Origin of the sequence: Mycobacterium terramassiliense (assembly GCF_900157385.1) — a bacterium.
Classification (GTDB): Bacteria; Actinomycetota; Actinomycetes; order Mycobacteriales; family Mycobacteriaceae; genus Mycobacterium; species Mycobacterium terramassiliense.
Genome location: NZ_LT717700.1, coordinates 754,197 through 770,726, shown reverse-complemented (window position 1 = coordinate 770,726; position 16,530 = coordinate 754,197). Strand labels below are relative to the sequence as shown.

Below are 16,530 nucleotides of genomic sequence, written 5' to 3'. Positions count from 1 at the left end.
GTCGTTGTCGAGCCCTCAAGGGAGGAAATCCAGATGGACCACGAAACCGAGACCGCGACCGAGCTCGTCACCGAGACCCTGGTGGAAGAGGTGTCGATCGACGGGATGTGCGGGGTCTACTGATCCGCGTGTTCGACCCCGATCTCGGCTGGCGGTTGCACCCGCAGGTGGCGGTACGGCCGGAGCCGTTCGGCGCGCTGCTCTACCATTTCGGCACCCGCAAGCTGTCCTTTCTCAAGAACCGCACCATCCTCACGGTGGTGCGGTCGCTGGCAGACCATCCCGACGTGAGGTCCGCCTGCCGCGCCGCGGGCGTGGACGACCCCGGGCACGGTCCCTATCTGCACGCGCTGGGCGTGCTGGCCGATTCAAAGATGTTGGTACTTCAGGAGGCCCAATGACGGCTGCAACGTCCCCCGTACCGCGTCTGATCGAGCAGTTCGAGCGCGGGCTGGACGCGCCCATCTGCCTGACTTGGGAGCTGACGTACGCATGCAACCTGGCTTGCGTGCATTGCCTTTCGTCGTCGGGCAAACGCGACCCACGCGAGTTGTCCACCCGCCAGTGCATGGACATCATCGACGAGCTGGAACGCATGCAGGTGTTCTACGTGAACATCGGCGGCGGGGAACCCACGGTGCGCCCGGACTTTTGGGAGCTGGTCGACTATGCGACGGCGCACCACGTCGGCGTGAAGTTCTCCACGAACGGCGTCCGGATCACCCCGGAGGTCGCCGAGCGGTTGGCCGCCAGTGACTACGTCGACGTTCAGATCTCGCTCGATGGCGCCACCGCCGAGGTCAACGACGCCGTGCGCGGCGAAGGCTCGTTCGCGATGGCGGTGCGCGCGCTGGAGAACCTCGCGGCGGCCGGCTTCTCGGATGCGAAGATCTCCGTCGTCGTGACCCGGCACAACGTCGACCAGCTCGACGAATTCGCCGCGCTGGCAAGCCGTTACGGTGCCACCCTGCGCATCACCCGGCTGCGTCCCTCGGGCCGCGGAGCCGACGTGTGGGAGGAGCTGCATCCCACCGCCGCCCAGCAGGTCCAGCTGTACGACTGGCTGGTCGCCAAGGGGGAGCGGGTGCTCACCGGTGACTCCTTCTTTCACCTGGCACCGCTCGGCTCGTCGGGGGCCCTGGCCGGCCTGAACATGTGCGGGGCGGGCCGGGTGGTGTGCCTGATCGACCCCGTGGGTGACGTGTACGCCTGCCCGTTCGCCATCCATGACCGATTCCTGGCGGGAAACGTCTTGTCCGACGGCGGATTTGACAACGTCTGGAAGAACGCGCCGCTGTTTCGCGAGCTGCGCGAACCGCAGTCGGCGGGCGCCTGCGGCAGCTGCGGGCACTACGACAGCTGCCGGGGCGGCTGCATGGCGGCAAAATTCTTCACCGGCCTGCCGCTGGACGGCCCGGACCCCGAATGCGTCCAGGGACACAGCGCCCCCGCGCTGGCCCGCGAGCGGCAGACCCCGCGGCCGCGCGCCGACCACTCCCGCAAGGCCGCCGGGCCGGTGCTGCTGACACTCTCGCGGCCCCCGGCCCGCCTCTGCGACGAGAGCCCGCTGTAACCAATGGCCGACCAATGGTTCGAAACGGTGGCGATCGCCCAGCAACGCGCGAAGCGGCGGCTACCGAAATCCGTTTACTCGGCGCTGCTCGCGGGCAGTGAAAAGGGCATCACCGTCTCCGACAACGTCGCGGCATTTGGTGAACTCGGATTCGCTCCCCACGTCGTCGGCGCCCAGGAAAAGCGCGACCTGTCGACCACCGTTATGGGACAAGATATTTCGATGCCCGTGTTGATTTCGCCCACCGGTGTCCAGGCGGTCGACCCGGACGGCGAGGTCGCCGTCGCGCGGGCGGCGGCGGCGCGGGGGACGGCGATGGGCCTGTCCTCTTTCGCGAGCAAGCCGATCGAGGAAGTCATCGCCGCGAATCCCAAGGTGTTCTTCCAGGTGTACTGGCTGGGCGGGCGCGACGCGATCGCGCAGCGGGTGGAACGCGCGCGCCAGGCCGGCGCGGTCGGGTTGATCGTCACCACCGACTGGTCGTTCTCGCACGGCCGCGACTGGGGTAGCCCGAAGATCCCCGAAGCCATGAACCTGCGGACCGTCCTGCGGCAGTCTCCGGAGGCCGTCTTCAAGCCGCGCTGGCTGTTCAAGTACGGCAAGACGCTGCGCCCGCCGGACCTGCGGGTGCCGAACCAGGGCCGACGCGGTGAGCCCGGCCCGGCGTTCTTCGCCGCCTACGGGGAGTGGATGGGCACCTCGCCGCCGACGTGGGAGGACATCGCCTGGCTGCGCGAGCTGTGGGGCGGGCCCTTCATGCTCAAGGGCGTGATGCGCGTCGATGACGCCAAAAGGGCCGTGGATGCCGGTGTTTCGGCGATCTCGGTGTCCAATCACGGCGGCAACAACTTAGACGGCACGCCGGCGTCGATTCGAGCCCTGCCCGCGGTCGCCGGCGCGGTCGGTGACCAGGTCGAGGTCCTGCTCGACGGCGGCATCCGCCGGGGAAGCGACGTCGTCAAGGCGGTGGCCCTGGGGGCGCGGGCGGTGATGATCGGCCGCGCCTATCTGTGGGGCCTCGCCGCGGCCGGGCAGGCGGGGGTGGAAAACGTCCTCGACATCCTGCGCGGGGGCATCGACTCGGCGCTGATGGGGCTGGGGCACTCGTCGGTCCACGACCTCGGCCCGGACGACATCCTGGTGCCGGACGGCTTCACCCGCTCGCTCGGGGTGCCGCCCGCATAGTTAAGAATGTTGGGCGGGATTCCTAGGTTTTGATCTGGAATTGATCTAATCTCAATCCGCCGTCGCGAAAATTGTGGTGTTCGCGTGGTAACCGTGACGGACGAGTCACCATATTCGACCGCTCGGTGAACAAGCCAGAAAAAAATATTTTCGAGGGTCAACAATTGGTGCACGCCAGGTGAATTCGTCCTACCATCAGCCAGTGCCCGTACTCGGCGAATTAGGAGCGGCGACGTCGAGCCAGCTATTCAGTACCTCGCCGTCAATAATGGTCCCGCTGGGGTCGACCGAACAACACGGTCCGCACCTGCCGTTGGACACTGACAACCGCATCGCGGCCGCGGTCGCCCGCGGGGCTCGGGCCCGCCTCGAACAACCGTGGCTGGTCGCGCCGGCCATCGCGTACGGCGCCAGCGGCGAACACCAGGACTTCGCCGGCACCATCTCCATCGGCACCGAGGCCCTGACGCTGCTCTTGGTGGAGTACGGCAGGTCAGCCGCCTGCTGGGCCCCGAGCCTGGTCTTCATCAACGGCCACGGCGGCAACGTCGGCGCGTTGCGGGCGGCCGTCGGACGGCTGCGCGCCGAAGGACGAGACGCCGGCTGGTGCCCCTGCGTGGCCCCCGGCGGGGACGCCCACGCCGGCCATACCGAAACTTCCGTGTTGCTCCATATCTCACCGACGGAGGTGCGAAGCGACCGGTGGCTCGCCGGCAACCGGGCGCCGCTGCCCGACCTGCTTCCCGCGATGCGTCGCGGGGGAGTCGCGGCGGTCAGCCCGGTCGGGGTGCTGGGGGACCCGACGACCGCGACCGCCGCCGAGGGCAAGCGCATCTTCGGCGAGATGGTCGACGACTGCGTCCGTCGAGTCGCCCGGTGGTCGCCCGGGCCCGACGGGATGCTCACATGACGGCCACGCGGTTGCCGGACGGATTCGCCGTCCAGGTCGATCGCCGGGTGCGGGTGCTCGGCGACGGCTCGGCTCTGCTGGGCGGCTCACCGACGCGCCTGCTGAAGTTGGCTCCGGCCGCCCAGAGCATGCTGTCCGACGGCCGGCTGAAGGTCCGCGACGACGTCAGCGCGCAGCTGGCCCGCACCCTGCTGGACGCCACGGTGGCCCACCCCCGGCCCGCGGGTGGCCCCTCACACCGCGACGTGACCGTCGTAATTCCGGTGCGCGACAACGTTTCCGGCGTGCGGCGCCTGGTGAGTTCGCTGCGCGGGCTGCGCGTCGTCGTGGTCGACGACGGCTCCTTCCCGCCCATCGAGGCCGAAGACTTCATCGGCGCCCACTGCGACGTCGAGGTGTTGCGCCACTCCTACAGCAAGGGTCCGGCGGCGGCACGCAACACGGGCCTGGCCGCCTGCACGACGGACTTCGTCGCCTTCCTGGACTCCGACGTGACACCGCGCCGGGGTTGGCTGGAGGCCCTGCTCGGCCACTTCTGCGATCCCACCGTCGCCCTGGTCGCGCCGCGCATCGTCGGTTTGTCCCACAGCGAGAACGTGGTGGCGCGGTACGAGGCGGTGCACTCGTCGCTGGACCTCGGGGAGCGCGAGGCCCCGGTGCTGCCCCACAGCACGGTGTCCTACGTCCCCAGCGCGGCCATCATCTGCCGCCGCTCGGCCCTGCGCGACGTGGGCGGGTTCGACGAGACCATGCAGTCCGGCGAGGACGTCGACCTGTGCTGGCGGCTCATCGAAGCGGGGGCCCGCCTGCGCTACGAGCCGATCGCGCAGGTCGCGCACGATCACCGCACCGAATTGCGGGACTGGCTTGCGCGCAAGGCATTCTATGGCGGCTCGGCCGCCCCGTTGTCCGTGCGCCACCCGGACAAGACGGCGCCGGTGGTGATCTCCGGCTGGGCGTTGATGGCCTGGACGCTCATGGCGCTGGGGACCAGCCTCAGCCAGCTCGCCTCGATCGTGGTCGCGTTGGTGACGGGCCGTCGGATCGCCAAGGCCATGCGCAGCGCCGAGACCTCGCTGTGGGATGTCGTGACGATCGCCACCCGCGGCCTGTGGTCGGCGGCGCTGCAACTGGCGTCGGCCGTCTGCCGGCACTACTGGCCGGTGGCGTTGCTCGCCGCCGTCCTGTCGCGCCACTGCAGACGCGTGGTGCTGGTCGCGGCCGTGATGGACGGCGTGGTGGACTGGCTCCGCCGCCGCGACGCCACCGGCGACGAGGCCGAACCGATCGGGCTGCTGACCTACCTGTTGCTCAAGCGCATCGACGACCTGGCCTACGGCCTCGGCCTGTGGTGGGGTGTGGCGCGCGAACGCAACGTGCGCGCGCTCAAGCCGCAGATCCGCACGTAGTGGTCCTGAAGCCGCCTTGACCGGGGCCGTCCCGCGCAGCGACGTGCTGATAGTCGGCGCCGGCAGCGCCGGATCGGTTGTTGCCGAACGCCTTTGTCGCGATCCCGACCGCACCGTGACCGTCCTCGAGGCCGGCCCAGGGCTGTCCGATCCGGACTTGCTGGCGTTGACGAGCAATGGGCTGCAACTGCCGATCGGGGTCGGCAGCCCGGTGGCCGAGCGCTACCTGACCCACCTCACCGATCGGCACGACCTCAAGCTTCCGATCGTGCGCGGTAAGACGGTCGGCGGCTCGGGCGCCATCAACGGAGGCTACTTCTGCCGCGCCCTGCCCAGTGACTTCGACCGCGCCCCGCTACCCGGTTGGACATGGCCGGAGGTGCTCGAGCACTACCGCGCCATCGAGACCGACCTCGATTTCGACGGCCCCGCCCACGGCAAAAGCGGCCCGATCGCCGTGCGTCGGACGCGCGAAATGACGGGAACCACAGAAACTTTCATCGCGGCGGCGGAGAGCGCCGGATTTCGGTGGATCGGCGATCTCAACGACTGTGGGCCGGAACCGATTTCGGGACTGGGCGCGGTCCCGCTGAACATCGTCGATGGCGTACGCACCGGCTCTGGTGCGGCATATCTCCTCCCGGCGCTGGGGCGGCCCAACCTTACCCTGCTGGAGCGCACCCGGGCGGTGCGGCTGCGTTTCTCCGGCGCTACCGTGGTCGGCGTCGACGCCATCGGCCCGCACGGCCCGATGGAGCTGGCCGCCGACCGAATAGTGTTGTGCGCCGGGGCGATACGGTCGGCTCAGCTGCTGATGCTCTCCGGCATCGGCGACGAAGCGATGCTGCGGGCCGCCGGTGTCCCGGTGGTGACGCCGCTGCCGGTGGGCACGTCGTGCAGCGACCACCCCGAGTGGGTGTTGCCGACGAACTGGGCCGTGGCGCCGGGTCGGCCCGTGGTGGAGGTGGTGCTCGGGACCGCCGACGGTCTCGAGATCAGACCGTACACGGGGGGATTCGTGGCGATGACCGGTGACGGGACCGCGGGGCACCCCGACTGGCCGCACATCGGGGTGGCGCTGATGCGGCCGCGGGCGCGCGGGCGCATCACGTTGGTCTCGCCGGATCCGGCCGTGCCGCCGCGGATCGAGCACCGCTACGACAGCGAGCCCGACGACGTCGCGGCGCTGCGCGAGGGGAGCGAACTCGCGCGCGAATTGGCCGGCGCCACAGCCTCTGTCGGCTCACCGGTGTGGTCGACGTCCCAACACCTCTGCGGCACCGCGCCGATGGGCGCCGTCGTTGACCCGCGTTGCCGGGTGCTGGGAGTCGAAAACCTTTGGGTGATGGACGGTTCCATCCTGCCCGCCATCACCAGCCGCGGACCGCACGCGACGATCGTGATGCTCGGGCACCGGGCCGCCGAATTCGTTGCGTGAGTGAGGCCACGGAAGAACGGCGCGCGGTGAATCAGGACGAGTAGGGCTCCATCTCGATCGGCATGCCCGCCGCCATCGGTTGCTCCTCGTGAGATCCGGTCGCTGCCGCCGTCGCCGGAGAGTAGGCCGGCGTCGCCGGAGAATAGTTAGGTGTCGCCGCGGGCGCCGCGTTGAGCGGCGTGGTGATGGGCATCGCCTGCGCCGCGGACACGGGAGAGAATGCCGGTGCTTCCACCGGCGCCGCCTCGACCGGCATGCTTGCCGGCGCCGGCGCGGCCACCGCTGCGGCCGCCGGAGCGTAAGCCGGCGTCGCGGCCTGCATCGCGGCAACCGGCGCGGCCGCCGGAGCCACGGCCGGAGCCGCCGCGAACGGCGTTGCGGTCGGTGCCAGTGCAACGGGTGCGACCGGCGCCGGCGCGACCGCCGGCGCAACGGACGCCGCGGGCGCGGCCGGGGCCGCACCGCCCGCCAGACCCGCCGTTGCCGCCGGCACACTCGCCGCCGCCGAGCCCGCCGATGCGGCGGGGCCCATCAGCGGTTGCGCGGTCGACAGCGCCTGGCTGGGCGCATTGCCCCCGCTCAGCACGCTCTGGCCGGCGGTTTGCAGGGGAGTGGCGTTCGCGGCCTCGGCAAGCGCGTACTGCTCCCCGCCGGCGCTCATCAGCTGCACGAACTGGGCGTGGAACGCCTGCGCGGCGGCGCTGAGCGCCTGGTAGATCTGGGCGTGCGCGTCGAACAGGCTCGCGATGCCGGCCGATACCTCGTCGGCGCCCGCGGGCAGCACGCTCGAAACCGGACCCAGCGCGGCCGAGTTGGCGTCGCTGACCATGGATCCGATATTCGCCAAATCCATTGCGGCGGCTGCCACGTACTCCGGCGCTGCGATCACATAGGACATTCCGCTCCCCCGGCTAGCCTCGACGGCGCCCGCCTCCCCACAACGGACCCCGCTCCACCGGATGCTAGCGCCCTGGACGGGGTCGCCGAGGCGTTTTCAGCTGATCTTCACGCAGTTGCCGAAAAAAGGGGCGGGCCGCGCCACGGCCGCGATCCGCGGGGGATCGAGCCGGGCGCGACCCGCCCGGAAAAATGCGGCGACGTTCGTGCTGTCCACGTAGATGGCCACGACAAGTGGCGGGCGCGCGGCTGATTTTGCGTCAGGCGCGAACTCTGCGTCGCAATATTCGTGGACGGTACGAGGTCCCCGTCTGCACCACCTCCCTTCGGTAGGACTCGACCGGCGATTGCGCATCATCCCGCGGCCGGAGGCGATCGTTCCCGCGCCCAGACCCGGGGAACCGGCCATCGGGACGCCAACTCACCGCGGCACGTCGGCCCTGCGCGCGGCGTGGGTTTCGTGGTTACCGAGGTGTGGAGTCGGCACCGACCTCGCCGAGGAGCGGGCAACTCACAGGTGACGTGGCGAGCCGGGCCGCTCGGCGGCCTGAGGCGCAGCCACTCGGCCTCCACGATCGCCGCCGCCTCGATCAACGCCGGGCACACCGGCGCACCAACCGTCCCCTGTTGTTTGCTCAGCGGGTCGAGACCCATCAACATCACACCCACCTCAACCTACGAGATGACCTGCACCTGTCGATATATATTTTCTGATACCACGACGGGCGGATCTTGGCAAGCGTCCAGACCGACTTGGTGGGCGCCGGAAGAAAAATCAGGCCGAACGGGCCCCCGTCACCACGCCGTCGGTCGATCGGTCCTGTTCTCCGGCAGCGACATTGGCCGTCAGCGCGCCGCCGCCCGATGCCGGCCGGCGGCACGCCTGGCCCTGGCGACGGCCCCGCGCACCGGGGTCAGCTGCCTCCCGTCAGGCCCGGGGGCCCACAACCCGATGAGGACCGCGGCGACGGCGACGATGACGGCCAGCACCGTCGTCGAGGAGTGCATCGACGTCATGAAGGCGGTTTTGCTCAGCTCGGCCAGGGGCCGCCCCTGCGGCCCGAGCTTGTCCGCCACTTCGACGGCTTTGGCGAGTGAATCGGTCGCCGGTCCGCGGACCGGCGCGGGGAACTGCGTCAGGTGCGGCGCCAGCTCCCGCGAATAGCGCCCGGCCAGGATCGAACCGGCGACGGCGATCCCCAACGCCCCGCCCATCTCCCGCGAGGCGTCGTTGACCGCGGAGGCGACGCCCTGCTTTTCGTCCGGGACCGCGCCCATGATCGCCGACGTCGTCGGCGCGGTGCAGAATCCGATACCGGTACTGAGGATCAGGGTGGGCCAGGCCAATTCCAGGTATGACGTGTGCAGGTCGAGTACGTGCATGCTGATGAACCCCACCGACATCAACGCCGTGCCCATGAAGATCACCAGCCGCAGGCCGAGCTTGGGCAGGTACCAGAACGACAACGCCGAGCAGATGGCCAGCGGAACCATGAACGGCGTGAACGCGACCGCCGTCATCAGCGGCGAATAGCCCAGGATCTGCTGCACGTACTGCATGCCCAGGTAGAAGAAGCCGAACGTCGCCCCGAACAGCACGACGATCGACGCGACCCCGGTAGCGAAGCCGGGGTCGGCGAACAGCCGCATGTCCAGGAGCGGTTGGCGCCGCCGGACTTCGACGACGCCGAACACCGCGGCGATCACGGCCCCCGCGACGAGCCCGCCCCAGACCAGGGGATCGCTCCACCCGCGATTGGGCGCCTCCAGGATCGCCGCGACGCCGATCGCCAGCGCCGCCCCGATCAGGACCGCGCCGGGCTTGTCGATGGGCGGGGCGGTGCTGTCGCGCGAGGAGGCCACCGTGCACGCCAGCGCGAAGATCACCAAACCGGCGACGCCCAGCGACCAGAAGATGGCATGCCAGGCCCAAAACTCAAGCAGCACACCGGATCCGAGCATGCCGAGGACCGCCCCGGAACCGGCCGTGCCCGCCCAGATGCCGACGGCCTTGACGCGGTCTTCTTTCGGATAGGCCACGGTGAGTAGCGACAGCGTCGCGGGCATCACGAAGGCGGCGCCCACACCGGCCGCGGCCCGGCCCGCGATGATCTGCAGCGGGGTGTGCAACATCGCCGGGGCGGCCGAGCCGAGCGCGAAGATCACCAGACCGGCCAGCAGGGCGCCCCGCCGGCCGTAGCGGTCGCCGAGCGCGCCGGCGGGCAGCAACAGACACGCCAGGGCCACCGTGTACCCGTCGACGATCCAGTTCAGCTGCGACTGCGTCGCGGAGGTGGCCACCGCGAGGTCGCCCAGCGCCGTGTTGAGCGCCGTCATCGACGCGACGACCAGCCCCACTCCCATGCAGGCGACGGCCAGGGTCCAGGTTCGGGCGCGTGGGCTTCCGCCGACTCCCGCCCTATCATTACGCTGATCAGGCCGTACCAGGGTTTCGACCATGGGAAGCGCCTCCTAACGGGGGCGTAGAAGTTTTAAGACCGATAGTCTTGTGAAATAGCCGATAATCCCGGCCGCAAACGGAGAGGTGGCTCACAATCAGCGGCGCAAGTTCCGATCCCCGGCCGGCGCGGTCCCGGGCCCGCTTGCTCGAAGCCGCTGCCGCGCTTCTGCGTTCCGGAGGTCCTAGCGCGGTGACCGTCGATGCGGTCACCCGTAGCGCCAATGTAGCGAGGGCGACCCTGTACCGCCACTTCCCGAGCGGAAATGATTTGCTGGCGGCGGCGTTCAACAGCCTGATACCGCCGTCGCCGACGCCGCCGGCGGAGGGCTCGCTGCGCGATCGGTTGGTGGCGTTGGTGTTGGCTCAAGCCGAAGCCGTGGCGCAGGCGCCGGCCCTTCTGACGGCCATGTCCTGGCTGGCCCTGGGGCCGGACCTGGAAGGGTTGCCGGAACCGGGCGATGCCCGCGTGGCCAGCGGCTGTTCGATCAGCTCGTTGCGCGAGCGCATCGCCCAGCAGTACGCCGCGCCGTTCGACGCGGTGTTCGACAGCCCCGAGGCGGCCTCCGAACTGGGTGAAGTCGACCGATCGCGGGCCATCGCGCTGCTGATCGGCCCGCTGGTGCTGGGCCGCCTGTCCACCCTGCCCGACTTCGACTATCGCGAGTGTGCGCGCGCGGCCGTCGACGGTTTCCTGCATGTTCAGCGGGCGCAGCGCAGGGCCGACGCGGCGAGCACCGAATCGGCAGGTGCCTGAGGCGCCGACGCCGGCCCCGGAATTTTGTCCGAGCCGCGATCTAGGGCATACTGTTCAGGTTGCCTTTCGCCGGGTTCTGCCTGGCTGGGCATACGACCAGCGCCCAACCGGGCGCGTCCGGTCCCATCCTCGGAACGCGACCAATTTCGGCTTTGAAATTGGGCCGGGCCGAGGCTGCGTCAGGTGACACACCCGACCGCGGGGGCCGGTGGACCACGACAGGTAAACAGCGGCGCAGTATCCGGCGCGACGCTCGACCGGCCCAAGCTTGGGCGGGCGATTGGCGCGCTGGGGGCACTGAGACATGGACGTGAGCCCGGTACCGGGCTTCAAGAGGAATGAGGGTAGGAGAGAGCGTGGCGGGACAGAAGATCCGCATCAGGCTTAAGGCCTACGACCATGAGGCTATTGACGCATCGGCGCGCAAGATCGTCGAGACCGTCGTCCGCACGGGTGCCAGCGTCGTAGGTCCGGTGCCGCTGCCGACCGAGAAGAACGTGTATTGCGTCATCCGCTCTCCGCACAAGTACAAGGACTCGCGGGAGCACTTCGAGATGCGTACGCACAAGCGGTTGATTGACATCCTCGATCCGACGCCGAAGACCGTCGACGCGCTGATGCGCATCGACCTTCCGGCCAGCGTCGACGTCAACATCCAGTAGGAGATCCAGAAACGATGGCAAGAAAAGGCATCCTGGGTACCAAGCTGGGCATGACGCAGGTGTTCGACGAGAACAACAGGGTTGTGCCGGTGACGGTGGTCAAGGCCGGCCCCAACGTGGTGACCCGCATCCGCACGCCGGAGCGCGACGGCTACAGCGCCGTGCAGCTGGCGTACGGCGAGATCAGCCCGCGCAAGGTCAACAAGCCGGTGACCGGCCAGTACACCGCGGCGGGGGTCAACCCGCGCCGGTACCTGGCCGAGCTGCGTCTGGACAACCCGGACGCCGCGGCCGAATACGAGGTCGGCCAGGAGCTGACGGCCGAGATCTTCGCCGACGGCGCCTATGTCGACGTGACCGGCACCTCCAAGGGCAAGGGCTTCGCCGGAACCATGAAGCGGCACGGCTTCCGCGGCCAGGGCGCCAGCCACGGTGCCCAGGCGGTGCACCGCCGGCCGGGCTCCATCGGCGGCTGCGCCACGCCGGCGCGGGTGTTCAAGGGCACCCGAATGGCGGGCCGGATGGGCAACGACCGGGTGACCGTGCAGAACCTGGTGGTGCACAAGGTTGATACCGAGAACGGCGTGCTGCTCATCAAAGGTGCGGTCCCCGGCCGCACCGGTGGACTCGTGATGGTGCGCAGCGCGATCAAACGAGGTGAGAAGTAATGGCAGCGCAGAAGATTGACGTCAAGACACCGGACGGCAAGGTCGACGGCTCCATCGAGCTGCCGGCCGAGTTGTTCGACGCCGAAGCCAACATCGCGCTGATGCACCAGGTGGTCACCGCCCAGCGGGCGGCCGCCCGCCAGGGCACGCACTCGACCAAGACCCGCGGTGAGGTCAGCGGCGGCGGGCGCAAGCCGTACCGGCAGAAGGGCACCGGCCGTGCGCGGCAGGGTTCGACGCGGGCGCCGCAGTTCACCGGTGGTGGCGTCGTGCACGGTCCCAAGCCGCGTGACTACAGCCAGCGCACGCCCAAGAAGATGATCGCCGCGGCGCTGCGTGGGGCGCTGTCCGACCGCGCGCGCAACGGGCGCATCCACGCCATCACCGAGTTGGTCGCGGGCCAGACCCCGTCCACCAAGAGCGCCAAGGCATTTCTGGGCACGCTGACCGATCGCAAGCAGGTGCTGCTCGTCATCGGCCGCACCGACGAGACCGGCGCGAAGAGTGTGCGCAACCTGCCGGGCGTGCATGTGCTGGCGCCGGATCAGCTCAACACCTATGACGTGCTGCGCTCCGACGACGTGGTGTTCAGCGTCGAAGCCCTCAACGCGTACATCGCGGCCAACACCAGTTCTGCCGAGGAGGTTTCGGCCTGATGGCGACCATCGCTGACCCCCGCGACATCATCCTGGCGCCGGTCATCTCCGAGAAGTCCTATGGACTCCTCGATGACAACGTCTACACCTTCGTGGTGCACCCCGACTCGAACAAGACGCAGATCAAGATCGCTGTCGAGAAGATCTTTTCCGTCAAGGTCGCGTCGGTGAACACCGCGAATCGACAGGGCAAGCGCAAGCGCACCCGCACCGGATATGGCAAGCGCAAGAGCACCAAGCGCGCCATCGTCACCCTGGCTCCGGGCAGCAAGCCGATCGACCTCTTCGGCGCACCGAGCTAGCCGAGCGCGAGAGAAAGACTTGATCAGACATGGCAATTCGTAAGTACAAGCCGACGACCCCGGGTCGCCGCGGCGCCAGCGTCTCCGACTTCGCGGAGATCACCCGGTCGGAGCCGGAGAAGTCGCTGGTGCGCCCGTTGCACGGTCACGGTGGGCGCAACGCGCACGGCCGGATCACCACCCGCCACAAGGGCGGCGGGCACAAGCGGGCCTACCGGGTGATCGACTTCCGTCGCAATGACAAGGACGGCGTCAACGCCAAGGTCGCGCACATCGAGTACGACCCCAACCGCACCGCCAACATCGCGTTGCTGCACTACCTGGACGGCGAGAAGCGCTACATCATTGCGCCGCTTGGCCTGTCGCAGGGCGACGTGGTGGAGTCCGGCGCCAACGCCGACATCAAGCCGGGCAACAACCTGCCGCTGCGCAACATCCCGGCCGGCACCCTGGTGCACGCCGTGGAGTTGCGACCGGGCGGCGGCGCGAAGCTCGCGCGGTCGGCAGGGTCGAGCATCCAGTTGCTCGGCAAGGAGGGCAGCTACGCCTCGCTGCGGATGCCCAGCGGTGAAATCCGGCGCGTCGACGTGCGCTGCCGCGCCACCGTCGGCGAGGTCGGCAACGCCGAGCAGGCGAACATCAACTGGGGCAAGGCCGGTCGCATGCGGTGGAAGGGCAAGCGCCCGTCGGTCCGTGGTGTGGTCATGAACCCGGTGGACCACCCGCACGGCGGTGGTGAGGGTAAGACCTCCGGCGGTCGGCACCCGGTCAGCCCGTGGGGCAAGCCGGAAGGCCGCACCCGCCACCCGAACAAGGCCAGTAACAAGCTCATCGTCCGGCGACGCCGCACCGGCAAGAAGCATTCGCGGTAAAGAAGTCTCAGGACCAGGAGAAGCCAGCACATGCCACGCAGCCTGAAGAAGGGTCCGTTCGTCGACGGCCATCTGCTCAAGAAGGTCGACGTACAGAACGAGAAGAACACCAAGCAGGTCATCAAGACCTGGTCGCGCCGGTCGACGATCATTCCGGACTTCATCGGCCACACCTTTGCGGTGCACGACGGGCGCAAGCACGTCCCCGTGTTCGTCACCGAGGCGATGGTGGGCCACAAGCTCGGCGAGTTCGCCCCGACGCGCACCTTCAAGGGGCACATCAAGGATGATCGGAAGGCCAAACGGCGATGACCACAACTGAGTTTCCGTCGGCGGTCGCGAAGGCGCGGTTCGTGCGCGTGTCGCCGCGAAAGGCGCGCCGCGTGATCGACCTGGTGCGCGGCAGGTCCGTGGAGGACGCGCTGAACATCCTGCGCTGGGCGCCCCAGGCCGCCAGCGAGCCGGTCGCCAAGGTGATCGCCAGCGCGGCGGCCAACGCGCAGAACAACAACGGCCTGGACCCGGCGACCCTGGTGGTCGCCACCGTCTACGCCGACGAAGGACCGACCGCCAAGCGCATCCGTCCGCGCGCCCAGGGCCGCGCCTTCCGGATCCGCAGGCGCACCAGTCACATCACGGTCGTGGTGGAAAGCCGGCCGGCGAAGGGCGCGGGTCCGGCGAAGTCGACGCGGGCCCGTCGCGCCGAGGCCAGCAAGGCCGCGGCGAAGGCGCCCGCCAAGAAGGCGCCCGCCAAGAAGGCACCTGCCAAGAAAGCGCCGGCCGCGAAGAAGGCACCGGCAAAGAAGGCCCCGGCCAAGGCTTCTGAGGCTTCTGAAGCGAAGGGAGGCTCAGACTAGTGGGCCAGAAGATCAATCCGCACGGCTTCCGGCTGGGCATCACGACGGACTGGAAGTCGCGCTGGTACGCCGACAAGCAGTACGCCGACTACGTCAAGGAAGACGTCGCGATCCGCCGGCTGCTGTCCACGGGCCTGGAGCGCGCCGGCATCGCCGACGTCGAGATCGAGCGCACCCGCGACCGGGTTCGGGTCGACATCCACACCGCGCGTCCCGGCATCGTCATCGGCCGCCGCGGCACCGAGGCCGACCGGATCCGCGCGGACCTGGAGAAGCTGACCGGCAAGCAGGTCCAGCTCAACATCCTCGAGGTCAAAAACCCAGAGTCGCAAGCGCAGTTGGTGGCGCAGGGCGTCGCCGAGCAGCTGAGCAACCGCGTGGCGTTCCGCCGGGCGATGCGCAAGGCCATTCAGTCGGCGATGCGTCAGCCCAACGTCAAGGGCATCCGGGTGCAGTGCTCCGGCCGCCTCGGCGGCGCGGAGATGAGCCGCTCGGAGTTCTACCGCGAGGGCCGGGTGCCCCTGCACACCCTGCGCGCCGACATCGACTACGGCCTGTACGAGGCCAAGACCACCTTCGGCCGGATCGGCGTGAAGGTGTGGATCTACAAGGGCGACATCGTCGGCGGCAAGCGCGAGTTGTCCGCCGCCGCCCCGGCCGGCGCGGAGCGGCCGCGCCGCGAGCGACCGTCGGGCACGCGCCCGCGGCGCAGTGGCGCGTCGGGCACCACGGCGACCAGCACAGAGGCCGGCCGCGCGGCGGGTGCCGAGGAAAGCGCTCCGCCGGCCCCGGCCGAAGCTGCGCCTCCCGTCGAAGCACAGAGCACGGAGAGCTGAATCATGTTGATTCCCCGCAAGGTTAAGCATCGCAAGCAGCACCACCCCCGCCAGCGTGGCATCGCCAGCGGCGGTACGGCGGTGAACTTCGGTGACTACGGCATCCAGGCCCTCGAGCACGCCTACGTGACCAACCGGCAGATCGAGTCGGCCCGTATCGCGATCAACCGGCACATCAAGCGTGGCGGCAAGGTGTGGATCAACGTGTTCCCGGACCGCCCGCTGACCAAGAAGCCCGCCGAGACCCGGATGGGTTCGGGTAAGGGCTCTCCGGAGTGGTGGGTCGTCAACGTCAAGCCGGGTCGCGTGCTGTTCGAGCTCAGCTACCCCAACGAGCAGGTCGCCCGGGCCGCGCTCACCCGCGCAATCCACAAGCTGCCGATCAAGGCCCGCATCGTGACCCGAGAGGATCAGTTCTGATGGCACTGGGAATTTCGCCCGGCGAACTGCGCGAGCTCACCGACTCCGAACTCGCCGAGCGCGTGCGCGAATCCAAGGAAGAGCTGTTCAACCTGCGCTTCCAGATGGCGACCGGACAGCTCACCAACAACCGGCGGCTCCGCACGGTGCGTCAGGAAATCGCCCGCGTCTACACGGTGCTGCGCGAACGAGAACTGGGCCTCGCTAGCGGACCCGACGGGACCGACGGAGACAAGGATTCGTGATGGCAGAAGCTAAGAAGGCCGCCGCAAAGGCCGCTCCCAAGAAGGCAGCCGCGAAGGACGCCGAGTCGAAAGACAAGGGCCCCAAGCACACTCCGGCCAACCCCAAGTCGCGGGGCCGGCGCAAGGTGCGCATCGGCTACGTGGTGAGCGACAAGATGCAGAAGACCATCGTGGTCGAGCTGGAAGACCGCATGCGCCACCCGCTGTACGGCAAGATCATCCGCACCACCAAGAAGGTCAAGGCGCACGACGAGGACAGCACCGCCGGGATCGGCGACCGCGTCTCGCTGATGGAGACGCGCCCGATGTCGGCGACCAAGCGCTGGCGGCTGGTCGAAATTCTGGAGAAGGCCAAGTAGCCCGCAGGCAACGCAAAAACGCCCGA

General features: G+C 69.0%; 21 protein-coding genes. 19 read left to right on the top strand and 2 right to left on the bottom strand.

Going from position 1 to position 16,530, the window contains the following annotated elements; all coding sequences use genetic code 11:
• Positions 1-33: 33 nt before the first annotated feature.
• The 7 genes from mftA (at position 34) to mftG (ending at position 6,515) form a co-directional block, all read left to right on the top strand.
• Positions 34-123: a mycofactocin precursor MftA gene (mftA, locus tag MTAB308_RS11815; protein ID WP_066907308.1), complete on the top strand. Its 90-nt coding sequence runs from the start codon at positions 34-36 to the stop codon at positions 121-123.
• 5 nt (positions 124-128) lie between these two features.
• On the top strand, positions 129-401 hold the full coding sequence (gene mftB / locus MTAB308_RS11810; RefSeq protein ID WP_077099592.1) for a mycofactocin biosynthesis chaperone MftB: 273 nt from the start codon (positions 129-131) through the stop codon (positions 399-401).
• Complete coding sequence (gene mftC / locus MTAB308_RS11805) at positions 398-1,573, top strand: mycofactocin radical SAM maturase (RefSeq protein WP_077099591.1); 1,176 nt, start codon at positions 398-400, stop codon at positions 1,571-1,573. Before mftB ends, mftC begins: the two co-directional genes overlap by 4 nt.
• Positions 1,574-1,576: 3 nt before the next feature.
• Positions 1,577-2,758, top strand: coding sequence for a pre-mycofactocin synthase MftD (gene mftD, locus MTAB308_RS11800; RefSeq protein ID WP_077099590.1), 1,182 nt, complete (start codon positions 1,577-1,579; stop codon positions 2,756-2,758).
• Between the two features lie 178 nt (positions 2,759-2,936).
• Positions 2,937-3,668, top strand: a complete 732-nt coding sequence (gene mftE / locus MTAB308_RS11795) for a mycofactocin biosynthesis peptidyl-dipeptidase MftE (protein WP_077099589.1) — start codon at positions 2,937-2,939, stop codon at positions 3,666-3,668.
• Complete coding sequence (gene mftF / locus MTAB308_RS11790; protein ID WP_077099588.1) at positions 3,665-5,077, top strand: mycofactocin biosynthesis glycosyltransferase MftF; 1,413 nt, start codon at positions 3,665-3,667, stop codon at positions 5,075-5,077. The genes mftE and mftF overlap by 4 nt, the downstream gene beginning before the upstream one ends.
• Before the next feature lie 16 nt (positions 5,078-5,093).
• On the top strand, positions 5,094-6,515 hold the full coding sequence (gene mftG / locus MTAB308_RS11785; protein WP_077099587.1) for a mycofactocin dehydrogenase MftG: 1,422 nt from the start codon (positions 5,094-5,096) through the stop codon (positions 6,513-6,515).
• 31 nt (positions 6,516-6,546) lie between these two features.
• Here mftG and MTAB308_RS11780 read toward each other — a convergent pair whose 3' ends face one another.
• The gene (locus MTAB308_RS11780; RefSeq protein WP_077099586.1) at positions 6,547-7,413 is read right to left on the bottom strand and encodes a PE family protein; all 867 of its coding nucleotides are present in this window, start codon (positions 7,411-7,413) and stop codon (positions 6,547-6,549) included.
• Between the two features lie 845 nt (positions 7,414-8,258).
• Positions 8,259-9,872 (bottom strand): MFS transporter, encoded by a 1,614-nt coding sequence (locus tag MTAB308_RS11775; RefSeq protein ID WP_077099585.1) that lies wholly within the window; start codon positions 9,870-9,872, stop codon positions 8,259-8,261.
• 143 nt (positions 9,873-10,015) lie between these two features.
• Between MTAB308_RS11775 and MTAB308_RS11770 the strand changes: the two genes are divergently transcribed.
• The 12 genes from MTAB308_RS11770 to rpsQ all read left to right on the top strand — a co-directional run bounded on the left by MTAB308_RS11770 (position 10,016) and on the right by rpsQ (position 16,504).
• Entirely contained in the window at positions 10,016-10,627 is a 612-nt protein-coding gene (locus MTAB308_RS11770; protein WP_281253095.1) for a TetR/AcrR family transcriptional regulator, read from the top strand.
• Positions 10,628-10,983: 356 nt separating this feature from the next.
• Complete coding sequence (rpsJ, locus tag MTAB308_RS11765; RefSeq protein WP_003873519.1) at positions 10,984-11,289, top strand: 30S ribosomal protein S10; 306 nt, start codon at positions 10,984-10,986, stop codon at positions 11,287-11,289.
• Between the two features lie 14 nt (positions 11,290-11,303).
• A complete protein-coding gene (gene rplC / locus MTAB308_RS11760; RefSeq protein ID WP_066907347.1) occupies positions 11,304-11,957 on the top strand; it encodes a 50S ribosomal protein L3 in 654 nt (217 codons plus the stop codon).
• Entirely contained in the window at positions 11,957-12,613 is a 657-nt protein-coding gene (gene rplD / locus MTAB308_RS11755) for a 50S ribosomal protein L4 (RefSeq protein ID WP_066907350.1), read from the top strand. Before rplC ends, rplD begins: the two co-directional genes overlap by 1 nt.
• Complete coding sequence (gene rplW, locus MTAB308_RS11750) at positions 12,613-12,915, top strand: 50S ribosomal protein L23 (RefSeq protein WP_077099583.1); 303 nt, start codon at positions 12,613-12,615, stop codon at positions 12,913-12,915. Before rplD ends, rplW begins: the two co-directional genes overlap by 1 nt.
• Positions 12,916-12,944: 29 nt before the next feature.
• A complete protein-coding gene (rplB, locus tag MTAB308_RS11745) occupies positions 12,945-13,787 on the top strand; it encodes a 50S ribosomal protein L2 (RefSeq protein ID WP_066907356.1) in 843 nt (280 codons plus the stop codon).
• 30 nt (positions 13,788-13,817) lie between these two features.
• Positions 13,818-14,099, top strand: coding sequence for a 30S ribosomal protein S19 (gene rpsS / locus MTAB308_RS11740; RefSeq protein WP_066907363.1), 282 nt, complete (start codon positions 13,818-13,820; stop codon positions 14,097-14,099).
• Positions 14,096-14,644 carry a 50S ribosomal protein L22 gene (gene rplV, locus MTAB308_RS11735; protein WP_077099582.1) on the top strand — a complete coding sequence of 183 codons (549 nt, stop codon included), beginning with the start codon at positions 14,096-14,098 and terminating at the stop codon, positions 14,642-14,644. Before rpsS ends, rplV begins: the two co-directional genes overlap by 4 nt.
• Positions 14,644-15,480, top strand: a complete 837-nt coding sequence (gene rpsC / locus MTAB308_RS11730) for a 30S ribosomal protein S3 (protein ID WP_077099581.1) — start codon at positions 14,644-14,646, stop codon at positions 15,478-15,480. Before rplV ends, rpsC begins: the two co-directional genes overlap by 1 nt.
• Positions 15,481-15,483: 3 nt before the next feature.
• Positions 15,484-15,900 (top strand): 50S ribosomal protein L16, encoded by a 417-nt coding sequence (gene rplP / locus MTAB308_RS11725; RefSeq protein WP_066907369.1) that lies wholly within the window; start codon positions 15,484-15,486, stop codon positions 15,898-15,900.
• Entirely contained in the window at positions 15,900-16,145 is a 246-nt protein-coding gene (rpmC, locus tag MTAB308_RS11720) for a 50S ribosomal protein L29 (protein ID WP_077099580.1), read from the top strand. Before rplP ends, rpmC begins: the two co-directional genes overlap by 1 nt.
• Entirely contained in the window at positions 16,142-16,504 is a 363-nt protein-coding gene (rpsQ, locus tag MTAB308_RS11715) for a 30S ribosomal protein S17 (RefSeq protein ID WP_369829073.1), read from the top strand. The genes rpmC and rpsQ overlap by 4 nt, the downstream gene beginning before the upstream one ends.
• The last annotated feature ends 26 nt before the right edge of the window (positions 16,505-16,530 follow it).

Excerpts from the sequence above, each read along its gene's own strand:
- rplP (WP_066907369.1), top strand. The coding sequence starts at position 15,484 with ATGTTGATTCCCCGCAAGGTTAAGCATCGCAAGCAGCACCACCCCCGC.
- rplW (WP_077099583.1), top strand. The coding sequence starts at position 12,613 with ATGGCGACCATCGCTGACCCCCGCGACATCATCCTGGCGCCGGTCATC.
- mftC (WP_077099591.1), top strand. The coding sequence starts at position 398 with ATGACGGCTGCAACGTCCCCCGTACCGCGTCTGATCGAGCAGTTCGAG.
- rpmC (WP_077099580.1), top strand. The coding sequence starts at position 15,900 with ATGGCACTGGGAATTTCGCCCGGCGAACTGCGCGAGCTCACCGACTCC.
- rplV (WP_077099582.1), top strand. The coding sequence starts at position 14,096 with ATGACCACAACTGAGTTTCCGTCGGCGGTCGCGAAGGCGCGGTTCGTG.
- MTAB308_RS11775 (WP_077099585.1), bottom strand. The coding sequence starts at position 9,872 with ATGGTCGAAACCCTGGTACGGCCTGATCAGCGTAATGATAGGGCGGGA.
- MTAB308_RS11780 (WP_077099586.1), bottom strand. The coding sequence starts at position 7,413 with ATGTCCTATGTGATCGCAGCGCCGGAGTACGTGGCAGCCGCCGCAATG.
- mftA (WP_066907308.1), top strand. The coding sequence starts at position 34 with ATGGACCACGAAACCGAGACCGCGACCGAGCTCGTCACCGAGACCCTG.
- rpsS (WP_066907363.1), top strand. The coding sequence starts at position 13,818 with ATGCCACGCAGCCTGAAGAAGGGTCCGTTCGTCGACGGCCATCTGCTC.
- rplB (WP_066907356.1), top strand. The coding sequence starts at position 12,945 with ATGGCAATTCGTAAGTACAAGCCGACGACCCCGGGTCGCCGCGGCGCC.
- mftD (WP_077099590.1), top strand. The coding sequence starts at position 1,577 with ATGGCCGACCAATGGTTCGAAACGGTGGCGATCGCCCAGCAACGCGCG.
- mftF (WP_077099588.1), top strand. The coding sequence starts at position 3,665 with ATGACGGCCACGCGGTTGCCGGACGGATTCGCCGTCCAGGTCGATCGC.
- rplD (WP_066907350.1), top strand. The coding sequence starts at position 11,957 with ATGGCAGCGCAGAAGATTGACGTCAAGACACCGGACGGCAAGGTCGAC.
- rplC (WP_066907347.1), top strand. The coding sequence starts at position 11,304 with ATGGCAAGAAAAGGCATCCTGGGTACCAAGCTGGGCATGACGCAGGTG.